This is a genomic window from Mesorhizobium sp. 128a (assembly GCF_053848025.1).
In genome coordinates, this window is record NZ_JBSPKY010000006.1 from 214,201 (window position 1) to 228,585 (window position 14,385).

The 14,385-nt window shown below is 64.4% G+C and carries 13 protein-coding genes; 7 read left to right on the plus strand and 6 right to left on the minus strand.

The window, feature by feature from the left end:
• Positions 1-10: 10 nt before the first annotated feature.
• The 5 genes from trpD to lexA all read left to right on the plus strand — a co-directional run bounded on the left by trpD (position 11) and on the right by lexA (position 4,390).
• A complete protein-coding gene (gene trpD / locus ACWTU9_RS13380; RefSeq protein WP_455858667.1) occupies positions 11-1,021 on the plus strand; it encodes an anthranilate phosphoribosyltransferase in 1,011 nt (336 codons plus the stop codon).
• Between the two features lie 4 nt (positions 1,022-1,025).
• Entirely contained in the window at positions 1,026-1,838 is an 813-nt protein-coding gene (trpC, locus tag ACWTU9_RS13385) for an indole-3-glycerol phosphate synthase TrpC (protein ID WP_455858668.1), read from the plus strand.
• Between the two features lie 2 nt (positions 1,839-1,840).
• The gene (gene moaC / locus ACWTU9_RS13390) at positions 1,841-2,323 is read left to right on the plus strand and encodes a cyclic pyranopterin monophosphate synthase MoaC (protein ID WP_455858669.1); all 483 of its coding nucleotides are present in this window, start codon (positions 1,841-1,843) and stop codon (positions 2,321-2,323) included.
• On the plus strand, positions 2,324-3,529 hold the full coding sequence (locus ACWTU9_RS13395) for a molybdopterin molybdotransferase MoeA (RefSeq protein WP_455858670.1): 1,206 nt from the start codon (positions 2,324-2,326) through the stop codon (positions 3,527-3,529).
• A 117-nt stretch (positions 3,530-3,646) separates the two neighbouring features.
• Positions 3,647-4,390, plus strand: coding sequence for a transcriptional repressor LexA (lexA, locus tag ACWTU9_RS13400; RefSeq protein ID WP_454575024.1), 744 nt, complete (start codon positions 3,647-3,649; stop codon positions 4,388-4,390).
• Here lexA and ACWTU9_RS13405 read toward each other — a convergent pair.
• Positions 4,384-6,840 carry a ComEC/Rec2 family competence protein gene (locus tag ACWTU9_RS13405; RefSeq protein WP_455858671.1) on the minus strand — a complete coding sequence of 819 codons (2,457 nt, stop codon included), beginning with the start codon at positions 6,838-6,840 and terminating at the stop codon, positions 4,384-4,386. The two genes, lexA and ACWTU9_RS13405, sit on opposite strands and share 7 nt — an antisense overlap.
• Before the next feature lie 103 nt (positions 6,841-6,943).
• Between ACWTU9_RS13405 and gltX the strand changes: the two genes are divergently transcribed.
• Complete coding sequence (gltX, locus tag ACWTU9_RS13410) at positions 6,944-8,368, plus strand: glutamate--tRNA ligase (protein WP_455858672.1); 1,425 nt, start codon at positions 6,944-6,946, stop codon at positions 8,366-8,368.
• Between the two features lie 181 nt (positions 8,369-8,549).
• Positions 8,550-9,878: a citrate synthase gene (gene gltA, locus ACWTU9_RS13415; RefSeq protein WP_454575021.1), complete on the plus strand. Its 1,329-nt coding sequence runs from the start codon at positions 8,550-8,552 to the stop codon at positions 9,876-9,878.
• A gap of 57 nt (positions 9,879-9,935) precedes the next feature.
• Here the strand turns inward: gltA and lpxB are convergent, their stop codons facing one another.
• Genes lpxB through lpxD form a run of 5 tightly spaced genes read right to left on the minus strand, consistent with a single transcriptional unit; the run spans position 9,936 to position 14,354 of the window.
• Complete coding sequence (gene lpxB, locus ACWTU9_RS13420; protein ID WP_455858673.1) at positions 9,936-11,114, minus strand: lipid-A-disaccharide synthase; 1,179 nt, start codon at positions 11,112-11,114, stop codon at positions 9,936-9,938.
• Complete coding sequence (locus tag ACWTU9_RS13425; RefSeq protein ID WP_455858674.1) at positions 11,104-12,006, minus strand: LpxI family protein; 903 nt, start codon at positions 12,004-12,006, stop codon at positions 11,104-11,106. Before ACWTU9_RS13425 ends, lpxB begins: the two co-directional genes overlap by 11 nt.
• Positions 11,993-12,826, minus strand: coding sequence for an acyl-ACP--UDP-N-acetylglucosamine O-acyltransferase (gene lpxA, locus ACWTU9_RS13430; RefSeq protein WP_455858675.1), 834 nt, complete (start codon positions 12,824-12,826; stop codon positions 11,993-11,995). Before lpxA ends, ACWTU9_RS13425 begins: the two co-directional genes overlap by 14 nt.
• Positions 12,827-12,841: 15 nt before the next feature.
• Positions 12,842-13,294 (minus strand): 3-hydroxyacyl-ACP dehydratase FabZ, encoded by a 453-nt coding sequence (fabZ, locus tag ACWTU9_RS13435; RefSeq protein ID WP_142865736.1) that lies wholly within the window; start codon positions 13,292-13,294, stop codon positions 12,842-12,844.
• A 1-nt stretch (position 13,295) separates the two neighbouring features.
• Positions 13,296-14,354, minus strand: coding sequence for a UDP-3-O-(3-hydroxymyristoyl)glucosamine N-acyltransferase (gene lpxD, locus ACWTU9_RS13440; RefSeq protein ID WP_455858676.1), 1,059 nt, complete (start codon positions 14,352-14,354; stop codon positions 13,296-13,298).
• Positions 14,355-14,385: the final 31 nt, after the last annotated feature.

Below are 14,385 nucleotides of genomic sequence, written 5' to 3' on the forward strand. Positions count from 1 at the left end.
CCTTGGCCCCATGAGCGCCCTGAAGATCCATATCGCCAAGGTCGCCACCGGGACCGCGCTGACCTTTGACGAAGCGCGCGAAGCCTTCGACATCATCATGTCGGGCGACGCGACGCCGGGCCAGATCGGCGGCTTCCTGATGGCGCTGCGCGTGCGTGGCGAGACGGTGAGCGAGATTTCCGGCGCCGTCGCCACCATGCGCGCCAAGATGCTGCGCGTCGAAGCCCCTGAAGGCGCCATCGACATCGTCGGCACCGGCGGCGACAACTCGCACTCCGTCAACATCTCGACGGCTTCGGCCTTCGTCATCGCCGGCTGCGGCGTGCCGGTGGCCAAGCATGGCAATCGCGGCCTGTCCTCGCTGACGGGCGCCGCCGATGTGCTGGTTGCGCTCGGTGTCAAGATCGATATCCCGCCGGAAGTGATTGGGCGCTGCATCCATGAGGCCGGCGTCGGCTTCATGTTCGCGCCGGCGCATCATCCTGCGATGAAGCATGTCGGCCCGACCCGCGTCGAACTCGGCACCCGCACCATCTTCAACCTGCTCGGCCCGCTGTCCAATCCGGCTGGCGTCAGCCGGCAGATGGTCGGCGTGTTCCTGCCGGAATGGATCGTGCCGGTGGCCGAGACATTGAAGGCGCTGGGCACAGAGCATGCCTGGGTCGTCCATGGCGACGGCTATGACGAGATCACCACTACCGGCGAGACGCAAGTTGCGGAACTTGCCGGCGGCGAGATCCGCCATTTTACGCTCACCCCGGAAGCAGTCGGCTTGCAGCGCCACACCAAGGAAGAGTTGCGCGGCGGCGACGCCCCCTACAACGCCAAGGCGTTGCGCGACATGCTGGGCGGCGCTGCCGGGGCCTATCGCGACACGGTGCTGATGAATGCCGGCGCCGGTATGGTGGTGGCGGGCAAGGCAACGACGCTGGCCGACGGCATGGCGGCGGCGGCACAAGCCATCGACAGCGGCCGGGCGCTGGGCGTGCTCGACAGGCTGGTCGAGATTTCGAACGGATAGGACCGTGGCTGACATTCTGCGCAAGATCGAGGCCTACAAGCGCGACGAGATCGCGACGGCAAAGGCGAAGATGCCGCTGGCCGAGATCAAGGCGCGGGCCAAGGACGCGGACGCGCCGCGCGGCTTTCTCAAGGCGCTTGAAGCGAAGCGCAGATCGGGCAGTTTCGGGCTGATCGCCGAAATCAAGAAGGCGAGCCCGTCCAAAGGCTTGATCCGCGCCGATTTCGACCCGCCAGCGCTGGCGCGGGCCTATGAGAAAGGCGGCGCCGCCTGTCTTTCGGTGCTGACCGATGCGCCGTCCTTCCAGGGCGCGCCGGAATTTCTCACCAACGCGCGCAAGGCGGTGTCGCTTCCCGCGCTGCGCAAGGATTTCCTGTTCGACCCCTATCAGGTCTACGAGGCACGCGCCTGGGGCGCCGATGCCATCCTGATCATCATGGCCAGCGTCGACGATGCCTTGGCGAGCGAACTGGAAGCGACCGCATTCGAACTCGGCATGGATGCGCTGATCGAGGTGCATGACGAGGCCGAGACGCAGCGCGCGGTAAAACTGTCGTCGCAGCTGATCGGCATCAACAACCGCAATCTCAGAACATTCGAGACCAGCCTTGAAACCTCGGAGCGGCTGGCGTCGATGGTGCCGGGCGGCCGATTGCTGGTCAGCGAGAGCGGCATTTTCACCCACGACGATTGCCTCAGGATGCAAAAGACCGGCATCGAAACCTTCCTTGTTGGCGAAAGCCTGATGCGGCAAGACGATGTCGCCGCGGCAACGCGCCTGCTTTTGACAGGCAAGGCGACAGCCGAGGTAGCCTGACGATGACAGCCGCCCTCACCCATCTCGGCGCCAAGGGCGAGGCCAACATGGTCGATGTCGGTGGCAAGGACGAGACGACACGCACGGCAATCGCCGAGGGCTTTGTCTCGATGCGGCCTGAAACCCTGAAGATGATCCTCGATGGCGACGCCAAGAAGGGCGATGTGCTGGGCACAGCGCGCATCGCCGGCATCATGGCGGCCAAGAAGACGCATGAGCTGATTCCGCTCTGCCATCCGCTGCTGTTGACCAAGGTGTCGGTCGACATCGAGCCGGATCCCGCTTTGCCCGGCCTCAGGGTCACCGCGCTCGCCCGCGTCACCGGCAAGACGGGCGTCGAGATGGAGGCGCTGACCGCTGCATCGGTGGCTTGCCTGACCATTTACGACATGGCCAAGGCCGCCGACCGCGCCATGGTGATCTCCGGCATTCGGCTGGTGGAAAAGACCGGCGGCAAGTCCGGCGACTACAAGGCGGGTTCTTAAATGGCGCTGGTTCCGGTCGCCGAGGCGCTTCAACGCCTCCTCGACGGCGCTGCGGCGCTGCGGGGTGAAAGCGTGGCGCTGGCGGATGCGGCCGGCCGGGTGCTGGCAGAGCCTGTCGTAGCGCTGCGCACCCAGCCGCCTTTCAACGCGTCCGCCATGGACGGCTATGCGGCGCGGGCGCAGGATGTGGCATCCGCCCCGGCGCGGCTTTCTGTAATCGGAATGGCGCCTGCCGGGCGCGGCTTTGACGGCACCGTCGGCAAGGGTGAGGCCGTGCGCATCTTCACGGGCGCGCCGCTGCCTGAAGGCGCAGACACCATCGTCATCCAGGAAAATGTCAGGGATCTCGGCGGTGGCCAGGTCGAGGTCACCGAGCCGACGGCAAAGGAACGCAACATCCGCCGCCGCGGGTTGGATTTTGCGCAAGGTGACGTCCTGCTGGAGAAAGGCCGCGTGCTCGATCCGGCCGCACTTTCGCTGGCGGCATCGGCCAACCATCCGATGGTGAATGTGGTGCAACGGCCGCTGGTCGCCATCATCGCCACCGGCGACGAGTTGCTGCCGCCGGGCAGCGCGCTTGGCCCCGACCAGATCATCTCGTCCAATGCCTATGGCGTCGCGGCCGCCGCGCAATCGGTCGGCGCGCGCGCGCTCGATCTCGGTATCGCGGCCGACCGCAGGGAAGCGATTGCAGCACTGGTGCAGAAGGCAGTCGCGGCAAAGGCCGACGTCATCGTCACGCTCGGCGGAGCTTCGGTCGGCGACCACGACCTTGTGCACGACGTGCTTACCGGCGAAGGCATGAAGCTCGATTTCTGGAAGCTTGCCATGCGCCCGGGCAAGCCGCTGATGTTCGGGCGTCTCGGCGACATCAGATGCATCGGCCTGCCAGGCAACCCGGTGGCGAGCCTGGTCTGCTCGCAACTGTTCCTGAAACCGCTTTTGGCGCAGCTGGGTGGCCGCGTCCATCGGCAGGATATGCGGCAGGCGCAACTCGGCGCCGCGATGCCGGCCAACGATCTCAGGCAGGACTACGTGCGCGCCGTGGTCCGGGAAGAAGCCGGCGCACTTGTCGCAACGCCGTTCGGCATCCAGGATTCCTCGATGCTGCGAATGCTGGCCGACGCCAACGGCTTGATCGTGCGCGAGCCCTTCGCTCCAGCCGCCGCCCCGGGTGCCGCCTGCAGCGTGCTGATGTTACGCTGAACAAAACGTCAACACATTCATTAAACTTTAAAAGGTTGCGGAACACAACTGGAACAGATAGTGTTTGTTCTGGGTTTGTTTTTTCTGATTCTGGTTTCAGAACCCTGGGGGGCCGCGATGCTGACGCGCAAACAACATGAACTCCTGATGTTCATCCATGAACGCCTGAAGGAGAGCGGAATCCCGCCGTCTTTCGACGAGATGAAGGAGGCGCTCGACCTCGCTTCCAAGTCCGGCATCCACCGCCTGATCACGGCGCTGGAGGAGCGCGGTTTCATTCGCCGGCTGCCGAACCGGGCGCGCGCGCTGGAAGTGCTGCGGCTGCCAGACTCGATTGCGCCTGGCCTCAATGCGGCGAAAAAGTTCTCACCAAGCGTCATCCAGGGCAGCCTCGGTCAAAACCAGGGCGGTCTCGGCCGCCAGATCAAGCCGGCCTCGCCCTCGCGTTCGATGTCTGCCGGCAATGACGACGCGGTTTCGGCGGTGTCGATCCCGGTTATGGGCCGGATCGCCGCCGGTGTGCCGATAGACGCCATCCAGCACCAGACGCATTCGATCTCGGTGCCGCCCGACATGATCATGGGCGGCGAACACTACGCGCTCGAGGTCAAGGGCGACTCGATGATCGAGGCCGGCATTTTCGACGGCGACACCGTCATCATCCGCAATGCCGACACCGCCAGCCCCGGCGAGATCATCGTGGCGTTGGTCGACGACGAGGAAGCGACGCTGAAACGCTTTCGCCGCAAGGGCGCCTCGATCGCGCTGGAAGCCGCCAATCCGGCCTATGAGACCCGCATCTTCGGACCGGATCGGGTCAAGGTGCAGGGCAAACTGGTCGGGCTGATCAGGCGTTACTGAGCCGGTTTAGGTTTGTACTTTTCACGCTGCTTGTAAGGCGGCAGGCCGCGTGCTTCGCGTGAGAAGTAGCGTTGCTCGTGCCAGGGACGGTAGGGCTTGTCGACGGCGAAGCGAATGGTTGGGGCTGTCGCGGCCGATTGCGGATCGAAGAAGACGGCGGCACTGCCATCGCGGGCAAGCTGCTTCTTGGTAACGACCAGAACCAACGGGTCGCGGCACGGATTGTAGGCGGTGGCGTCGTCGATGACGATCAGGCTCGCGAAAGCGCAGGCTGGCCGGGCTGTCTTGCGGTCTTTTGCAAGCGCGACAATGGCTCCGGACGGGTGCCGGGCAATGCAGAGATCGCCTATGCAGTAGAAGGGTGAGCCGGGCGGCAGGTCGAGCGGATCGAGATCGAGCCGCCTGTCTCCCGTCTCAAATGTCTCGGGCTGAATGATGGTCTCGGCCATCAGCGCCCGTTTCCAGTTGTCGGTGGTGAATTCGTTTGCGCGCTCCCGGTTGAGAGCGAGCTCGCCGCCGCCGATCGGCACAGCCACCAGATGCGCATCCTCGGAAATGAGCACATCGGGCGTCCGCACCTGCGGCACCGTCAACAGACCAGCCAGCGCGAAAGGTACGGCCGCCAGCCTCAGCCAGGTGGTGGCCATGGTCGCGATGACCAGTGCAACCGTTGCCAGCAATACGGACTGGATGGAGATCAGCCCGACGGCATCGAGCGGCGAACGCTCGGAGATCCAGGCAGAGATCGCGATCATTGCCGTCAGGCCCTTGCCCATGACGTAGAGGAACGGCCCGTCCGCGCCGAACGGCATGGCCAGCGCGCTGAGCACTCCGAATGGCATGACAACCAGCGATACGATCGGCATCACGGTGAGATTGGCGAGCAGGCTGAGCGGCGACACACGCTGGAAATGCCAGATCGCGAACAGCAACGTGGCGCTGCCGGCAATGATCGAGGTCATGGCGAGGCCGCCCATGCCAGCCAAGAATCTTCGCGACAGAAAACCGGCAAGGGAGCGCTTTGCCGGCGGCGTTCTCACTTTGTCGGCGCGGTAGTCGGCCCAGCCGGCATAGGCGCCGACAAGGGCGGCGGTAGCAGCAAACGACATCTGAAAGCTCGGGCCGACAACCTCATGCGGCGACACCAGGATGACGGCGATGGCCGAGATTGCCAGATTGCGCATGGTGAGCGCGGCACGATCGAACAGCACTGCGATGAGCATCACCGCCAGCATGATGAAGCTGCGCTCTGCGGCGACCACGATGCCTGAAATGACGAGATAGGCGGCGATCGAGACGAGTGCCACGGCGGCCGCATATTTCTTCACCGGCCGGCGCGAGGAGAAATCGGGAAACAGCGCGAAGGCGCCACGCAGCAACGCCATGATGGTGCCGGCGACCAGCGCCATGTGCAGACCCGAAATGGAGATGATGTGGTAGATGCCGGTGCGCCGCATCGCTTCGTTGACCTCGTCCGGAATGCCGGCGCGCACCCCAACAATGAGCGCCGCGGCAATCTCGCCTTCGGCCCCGCCGATCTTGCCCCTGATATGATCGGCAATGTTTTCGCGCGCCTTTTCAATCGCAGAGGAGAGCCGTGCAATCAGCGGCGGCGGTTCCTGCGCGGCGATGGTTTTGGGATTGCCGAGAAAGAAGCCGCTGCCGCCGATGCCGCTGAAATAGCTGTCGAAGGAGAAATCGTAGCTGTCCGGCCGCACCGGACCCGTCGGCGGCAACAGCCTGGCATAGCCGGTCACCAGGGAGCCTGCCGTCATATCGGCCGGAATCCCACGCGCCGAGAGCCTGACCCGCTCCGGCGCGTAGCGCAGCTTGGGGTGAGCGGTGGAAATCACGTCGAGCGTCAGCCTGATGCGGCCGTTCTCCATGTCTTCAAGACTGACAACGCGCCCGGTCAACCGCGTCTGGATCTCGGAGCCCAGCATCTGCGTTCCGGCGCGCCAGGTCTCGACCTTGGCGGCAACCACGCCGAGCGCGCATAGCATCGCAGCCATGCAGCACAGATGCATCTTCGGCCTAGATCGCGTGGCGAGAGCACAAAATGCAGCCAACGCCACAATGGCGATTGGCTGGGCGAAGCCCGGCTCGCTGGCCAGCGAGAAATAGACAATGACCCCGGCGGCCAGGAAGACCGGCACCAGCAGGAAGGCAACGCCACGGTCGAGTTCCGTGCCGGCGGCCACGGCAACGCTGCGGCGGATTGCGGACCATGACGGACGGCGGAGCAGCCTGCGCAGACGGATGGCGGTTCCAGGCACGGCGACAGGCGCCGATGCTACGTCATCCGGCGCCAAAGGCAGAATGCCGGGGCTCAGTTCCAGCAGCGCAACGGGCATCGGCTCGGCATAGGGAGTATCGGCAAACAGCGACCGTTCGCTGACGCTTGCTTCAGCGCCCTCGCCTTGATCCTCGCCCCGGCCACGTCCAGCCATCGGGTCTGCCCCTTGCGCCCCAGACCCCCTATGCTACATGAACGCGCAAAGCGCGAAAGTCCGCGCGATCATGCCTCGCTTTTCCAGAATCCCTGAGAGTTCCATGCCCGACAAGGTCGTCACCCGTTTTGCCCCCTCGCCCACCGGCTATCTGCACATCGGTGGCGCGCGCACGGCGCTGTTCAACTGGCTCTACGCCAAGCACACCGGCGGCACGATGGCGCTGCGCATCGAGGACACCGACCGCGAACGCTCCAGCGCTGCGGCAACCCAGGCCATTCTGGATGGGTTGACCTGGCTCGGCCTGTCCTGGGACGGCGAGGCCGTCTCACAGTTCGAGCGCGCGCCGCGCCACCGCGAGGTGGCCGAGGAGTTGGTGCGCCTGGGCAAGGCTTATTACGCCTATGAGACACCCGCAGAGCTTGAGGCGATGCGCGAGGCTGCCCGCGCCAAGAGCCTGCCGCCGCGCTACAATGGCGCGTGGCGCGACCGCGACCCCTCACAGGCGCCCGCCGGCGTCAAGGGCGCCATTCGCATCAAGGCGCCGATCTCGGGCGAGACCGTGGTGCATGACCGCGTGCAGGGCGAGGTGCGCTTCCCCAACAAGGATCTCGACGATTTCATCATCCTGCGTTCGGACGGTGTTCCGACCTACATGCATGCCGTCGTTGTCGACGACCATGACATGGGAGTCACCCACATCATCCGCGGCGACGACCACCTGACCAATGCGGCGCGCCAGACGGTGATCTACCACGCCATGGGCTGGGACGTGCCGTCCATGTCGCACATCCCGCTGATCCATGGCGCCGACGGCGCCAAGCTGTCGAAGCGGCATGGCGCGCTCGGCGTCGAGGCCTACCGTGCCATGGGCTATCTACCTGAGGCGCTGCTCAACTATCTGGCACGGCTCGGCTGGAGCCATGGCGACGACGAGGTGATGTCGATCAAGGACATGATCGCCTGGTTCGATATTGGCGACGTCAACAAGGGCGCGGCGCGCTTCGACTTCGCCAAGCTCGATGCGCTGAACGGCGTGCATATGCGCAAGATGGACGACGTTCAGCTGCTCGACATCTTCGTCGCCACTTTGCCCTATCTCGAAGGCGGCCCTGCGCTTGCCGCCCGCCTCGACGACACCAGGAAAGCGCAGCTGCTGGCCGCGCTGCCTGGCCTGAAGGAGCGCGCCAAGACGCTGGTGGAACTGGTCGATGGCGCCGGCTTCCTGTTCGTCAAGCGGCCGCTGCCGGTCGACGAGAAGGCGGCGGCACTTCTCAGTGCCGATGCGCGTACGATCCTGCGCGGCGCGCACGCGGCCTTGCAGACCGTTTCCGGCGAATGGACGGCCGCTGCGGCGGAAGCCGCCGTGCGCGAGTTCGCGACGGCCGGTGGCCACAAGCTCGGCGCCGTGGCCCAGCCGCTGAGAGCGGCGCTTACCGGCCGCAGCACCTCGCCCGGCGTTTTCGACGTGCTTGCCGTGCTCGGCCGCGAGGAAAGCCTGGCGCGGATTGCGGATCAAATCGATTAGGAGCGAACTGGCCCAAGAAGATTGGCATTGAAAGGCGCGTTTCGCAGTGCAACATTAGGCCCTGGCCCAATCTGGCACGCACCTCCCAAAATGCGGTGGCGAGTTCGCGCATTCCGGTGATTTCGACGTGTCGTTTGCAGGACTTGCCTTGCCGGCATAAGGAAGATGAAGGAGTTTGAGAATGAGCGAAGCTGCGACAAAACTGGACACCGGCAGCAAGACGCATCCGTCGACTGCCACGCTCGAACTGGCCGGCAAGACGCACGAACTCAAGGTGCGAAGCGGGTCGGTCGGGCCTGACGTCATCGATATCGGTGCGCTCTACAACACCACCGGCGCCTTTACCTACGACCCCGGCTTTACCTCGACGGCAAGCTGCGAGTCGGCGATCACCTTCATCGACGGCGATGCCGGCATCCTGCTGCACCGCGGCTACCCGATCGACCAGCTGGCCGAACATGGCGACTTCCTCGAAGTCTGCTACCTCCTGCTTTACGGCGAACTGCCGACCAAGGCGCAGAAGGACGATTTCGACTACAGGGTGACGCGCCACACCATGGTGCACGAGCAGATGTCGCGCTTCTTTACCGGCTTTCGCCGCGACGCGCACCCGATGGCTGTGATGTGCGGCGTGGTCGGCGCGCTGTCGGCCTTCTATCACGACTCCACCGACATTTCGGACCCATATCAGCGCATGGTCGCCTCGATGCGACTGATCGCCAAGATGCCGACCATCGCGGCGATGGCCTACAAATACCATATCGGCCAGCCCTTCATTTACCCGAAGAACGAGCTGAACTTCGCCGCCAACTTCCTGCATATGTGCTTTGCTGTGCCGTGCGAGGAATACAAGATCAACCCGGTGCTGGCGCGCGCCATGGAGCGCATCTTCATCCTGCATGCCGACCACGAGCAGAACGCCTCGACCTCGACGGTGCGTCTCGCCGGCTCGTCGGGCGCCAACCCGTTCGCCTGCATCGCCGCCGGCATCGCCTGCCTGTGGGGCCCGGCGCATGGCGGCGCCAACGAGGCGGCGCTCAACATGCTGGGTGAGATCGGCCATGTCGACCACATCCCGGAGTTCATCGCCCGCGCCAAGGACAAGAACGACCCGTTCCGGCTGATGGGCTTTGGCCACCGTGTCTACAAGAACTACGACCCGCGCGCGAAAATCATGCAGAAGACGGCGCATGAGGTGCTGGGCGAGCTCGGTATCAAGGACGATCCGCTGCTCGACATCGCCATGGAGCTGGAAAAGATCGCGCTGACCGATTCCTACTTCATCGAGAAGAAGCTCTACCCGAACGTCGACTTCTATTCAGGCATCACGCTGAAGGCGCTGGGCTTCCCCACCACCATGTTCACCGTGCTGTTCGCGGTCGCCCGCACCGTCGGCTGGATCGCGCAGTGGAAGGAAATGATCGAGGATCCGCACCAGAAGATCGGCCGCCCGCGCCAGCTCTATACCGGCGCGCCGGAACGCGACTACGTGCCGATCGCAAAGCGCTGATCGAGGCCGCATCCGGCTTTGCCAATGACAATGCAAAAGCGCCCGCAAGGGCGCTTTTTAGTTGGAGTGACGAAGCTTGATGTGGCGAAGAACGACATCCGCCGCGATATCGCCCGAGGGTTTGTCGGTCGCCATGCGCCGTGCAACCTCGGCAAAGCCGTCCTTTTGCCAGGTGCGATAGGCTGTGTCTGAAAACAGACCCTCGACTTGCCGCGCCAGATAGCGCGGTCGCACATATTGGTTGTAGTGCTCCGGCACGATCGCCTGGTCGGCGATCAGATTGGGCAAGGCGGCGCTCCATACCGTGACCAGCCCCTGGACCATGCGCATCACCGGATCGAGCCGGTAGCAGGAGATCATCGGCACACCAGACAGCGCCAGTTCCAGCGATACCGTTCCCGAAGCAATCAGCGCCGCATCGGCCTTGCCGAAGGCCTGCCATTTGCGCTCGGCATCGAGGATGATCTCAGGCTTTTCATCCCAGCGCGCCACCGATGTTTTGACCAGATCAGCGACATGCGGCACCGTGGGCAACAGCAGACGCAGGCGGTGTCCGCGCGCGCGCAGCGCCGAGACCGTCTGGCCGAACGGTTCTATAAGCCGGCTCACCTCGCCGCGCCGCGAGCCGGGCAGAACGAGCAGCGTCTTGACGCGGTCACCCGAGAGATTGCGCGGCTGGGCTTGCGCCCTCGCCGCGCCAAGCACACCCGGATCGTGCGTGAGACGATGTCCGACATAGGTACCGGGCGGACCGCCGAGGCGGCTCAACTCCTTCACCTCGAAAGGCAGGATGCACAAGATGTGGTCGACATAGGGCTTCATCGCCACCGCCCTGCCCGGCCGCCATGCCCAGACACTCGGGCAGACATAGTGGATGATCGGGATGGAAGGATCGGCAGCGCGGACTTTCTTGGCGACGCGCAGCGAAAAATCCGGGCTGTCGATGGTGATCAGACAGTCGGGTTTCTCGGCAGCGACCGCACTTGCCGTCTGGCTGATGCGCCGCATCAGGCGCGGCAGATCGCGCAGGATGGCGCTGAGCCCCATCAGCGCGATCTCGGCCCCGTCGAACAGCGGCACCAGCCCGAGCGCCTGCAGATGCCGTCCGCCAATGCCGACCAGCCTGATATCGCGCCCGGTCTTGCGCTTCAGCGACTGGACAATGTCTGCGCCCAACAGGTCACCGGACTCTTCGCCGGCGACGATGGCGATCTTCAGCGGCTTCTCAGCTGCCATGGCCAGGCTCCGCGGCCGGCAGGCCATACACGAATAGCCCAAGCGCGTTGGCGCGCGCGACAACGACGGGACCTTCGAGGATCAGCGAACGGCCGGCCTCGACGGCAATACCGGCAAGCCCGGCGGCGTGTGCTGCCTCGACCGTCTGGGGGCCGATGGACGGCAGATCGGCGCGCAGTTCCTGGCCGGGTTTGGCGCATTTGACCAGGACGCCGCGCGTCTTGCCGGCGAGCCTGCCATGGCCGCGCAGCTGCTGCGTCCGCTCGAGCAGTCCATGGGTGCCCTCGACGCCTTCCAAAGCGATCGCGCGGCCGCCTATCGCAATCGCCGCCTGGCCGATGTCGAGTGCGCCGATGGCCTTTGCCGCTGCATGTGCCGCTTCGATATCGCGCCAGTCGGACTTTCGCGGCACTGCCTTGGTCAGCGGCCCTTCTGCCGCCACGAGCCGGGGCACGACCTCGTGCGCGCCGACAACCTTGACGCCGCGCGCCTCCAGGCCGCGGGTCAATATCTTCAACAGGCCGTCATCGCCGCGCGCAAGCGCCATGGCGAGGGAGGGCATCAGCGCCACCAGCCCAAGGCTCGGGCGCATGTCGACCAGCCGCGGCCGGCGCCTGATCTCGCCGGCAAGCACCAGATGGGTGATCCGTCGCCGCCTCAACAACGGGACCAGCGAGCCGACGTCTTCCAGCGCGAGGCTTTCATGCTCGTAGACGGTGAGGTCGGGCTGACGGTCGGCCTGACCTTCGACCAGGATGATGACGGGCGGATGTCCAGCCTCTGCCAGGCCGGCGGCAACTTCGACCGGCAGGCTGCCGCCGCCGGCAACGATGCCAACCCTGGCGTCCGGCGCGAGATCGAGGCCTGCCGAGGTGGCCTCAGCCTGCGTCATCGGCATCATCGCCGTCGCCACTTCCAAGCGACGGGACGGCAAAATGCCGCTTGCCGCGACTGGTAATGAAATCGATGATTTTCATGGCGGTCGGCGACGAGGCGAACTCGGCCTTGGCGAATTCGATGTTCTCGCCGACGGTGCGGGAGCGGTCGAAGATCGTCTTGTAAGCCTTGCGTAGCAAGTAGATTTCAGCGCGCGGCAACCCAGCGCGCTTGAGGCCGATGATGTTAAGCCCACGCAGGCTGGCGCGGTTGCCCACGGCAATGGCGTAGGGAATGACATCGCCGACAAACGCCGAGCAGCCGCCGAGAAAGGCGTTGTCGCCAACACGTACGAACTGATGAACGGCGCTGAGGCCGCCAATATAGACGTTGTCACCGATCTCGCAGTGTCCGCCGAGCGTTGCGCCATTGGCGAAGGTTGCGTTTTTGCCGACGACGCAATCGTGAGCGATATGGGCATAGGCAAGGAAATTGCCATTGTCGCCAATGGTCGTCTCGCCGCGGCTGGAATCGGTGCCGAGATGCATGGTCACGCCTTCGCGGATCGTGCAGTTCTGGCCGATGACCAATGTGGTGCGGCCGCCCTTGTGCTTGGTGTTTTGTGGCGGCCCTCCCAGTGTCGCCATCGGATAAACCTTGGTCCCGGCGCCGATGGTGGTCGCACCCAGCACCGAGACATGGCTGACCAGTTCGACGCGGTCACCGATAACGGCGTCAGTGCCGACATAGCAGAAAGGCCCGATGGAGGCGCCTTCGCCGATTTGGGCACCGGCCTCGATAACGGCCGAGGAATGGATTGAAGTCTGTATTTTCATAAGCATTTCGAACCGTCAGCCGGTAACCATCATTGCCGAGATCTCGGCTTCGGCGGCCTTTGCGCCTTCCACCATGGCCTCGCAGGCGAATTTTAGCAGGTTGCCGCGCATCTTGATTTTCTTGACGTGGATCTTCAGCTGGTCGCCCGGAACGACCGGCTTGCGGAATTTCGCGTTGTCGATGGTCAGGAAATAGACCAGTGACGGCTTTTCCGTGTTGAGGCTGCGAATGCAGATCGCACCAGCCGTCTGGGCCATGGCCTCGACGATCAGCACGCCCGGCATCACCGGCTGGTCAGGGAAATGGCCCTGGAAATGCGGCTCATTGATGGTCACGTTCTTGATGCCGATGGCCGAGTCGTTGCCATCGATTTCGACGATTCTATCGATCATCAGGAAGGGATAGCGATGCGGCAAAAGCTTCATCAAACCCAATATATCGACCGCTTCGAGCGTCGCCGGCACCATCTCAGCTACTTCCCCCCTCGCCCTGCTTGCGCGTCCTGGCGAGCTTGCGCAGCATGGCGATCTCGCGCATGGCTTCCGCCATCGGCTGCGCCGGATAGCCTCCCCAGATCTCGCCCGCCGGCACGTTGCTCATAAACCCGCTTCTCGCCGCAAGCTTGGCTCCCGATCCTATGGTCAAATGATCGGCAAGGCCAACGCCGCCGCCCATGGTGACACCATCGCCGACGACGACGGAGCCGGAGATACCCGAAAGCCCTGCTATAATGCAATTGCGGCCGATGCGAACGTTATGGGCGATCTGCACCAGATTGTCGATCTTGGTGCCCTGGCCGATGACCGTATCCGACATGGCGCCGCGATCGACGGTCGTGTTCGATCCGATTTCAACATCGTCCTGGATGATGACACGGCCGATCTGCGGCACACGCTCGGGCCCTTTGGCACCGCCGACGAACCCGAACCCGTCCTGGCCGATGCGGGCGCCGCCATGGATGATGACGCGGTTGCCGATCAGCGCATATTGGACGCTGACGCCTGGACCAATATAGCCGTCGCGGCCGATCTGGCAGGAAGGGCCGATAACGGCGTGGGGCGCAATGACGGTTCCGCTGCCGATGGAAGCGCGCGGGCCGATGACTGCTCCGGCCTCGATGATGGCACCGGCCTCGACATGCGCCGACGCATCGACGTGAGCCTGCGGCGAGACACCGGTTTCGCTGGTCATCGGTCCCGGAGTGGCCGCCGTCGGGAACAGCAGCCGGCCGACCATGGCGAAAGCCTGTTGCGGTCGAGGATGGACCAGAACCGCAATGCCGGCCGGCGCCTTGGCGGCGAATTCGCTGGGACAAAGCACTGCCGCCGCCTTCAGCGACTGCATCAGCGCGAAATTGCGCTTGCCGTCGACGAAGACGAGCGCACCCTCGCCGCCTTCACTGGCTGGCGCCAGGGCGTCGATCGATATGTGGGCAAGGTCGGAATCGACAAGCGACGCGCCGGTCAGATTCGCGACTTCGCCAGCCGTATACCGGCGTGATGGCGCGAAGAACACCGGATCGGTCATTCCAGAAGCAATATCCAGCTAGGTCGGATCA

Bases quoted from the DNA above. Each gene is read 5' to 3' on its own strand.
- lexA (WP_454575024.1), top strand. From the start codon at position 3,647: ATGCTGACGCGCAAACAACATGAACTCCTGATGTTCATCCATGAACGC.
- gltA (WP_454575021.1), top strand. From the start codon at position 8,550: ATGAGCGAAGCTGCGACAAAACTGGACACCGGCAGCAAGACGCATCCG.
- ACWTU9_RS13405 (WP_455858671.1), bottom strand. From the start codon at position 6,840: ATGGCTGGACGTGGCCGGGGCGAGGATCAAGGCGAGGGCGCTGAAGCA.
- moaC (WP_455858669.1), top strand. From the start codon at position 1,841: ATGACAGCCGCCCTCACCCATCTCGGCGCCAAGGGCGAGGCCAACATG.
- lpxB (WP_455858673.1), bottom strand. From the start codon at position 11,114: ATGGCAGCTGAGAAGCCGCTGAAGATCGCCATCGTCGCCGGCGAAGAG.
- lpxD (WP_455858676.1), bottom strand. From the start codon at position 14,354: ATGACCGATCCGGTGTTCTTCGCGCCATCACGCCGGTATACGGCTGGC.
- fabZ (WP_142865736.1), bottom strand. From the start codon at position 13,294: ATGGTGCCGGCGACGCTCGAAGCGGTCGATATATTGGGTTTGATGAAG.
- lpxA (WP_455858675.1), bottom strand. From the start codon at position 12,826: ATGAAAATACAGACTTCAATCCATTCCTCGGCCGTTATCGAGGCCGGT.
- gltX (WP_455858672.1), top strand. From the start codon at position 6,944: ATGCCCGACAAGGTCGTCACCCGTTTTGCCCCCTCGCCCACCGGCTAT.
- trpD (WP_455858667.1), top strand. From the start codon at position 11: ATGAGCGCCCTGAAGATCCATATCGCCAAGGTCGCCACCGGGACCGCG.
- ACWTU9_RS13395 (WP_455858670.1), top strand. From the start codon at position 2,324: ATGGCGCTGGTTCCGGTCGCCGAGGCGCTTCAACGCCTCCTCGACGGC.
- ACWTU9_RS13425 (WP_455858674.1), bottom strand. From the start codon at position 12,006: ATGACGCAGGCTGAGGCCACCTCGGCAGGCCTCGATCTCGCGCCGGAC.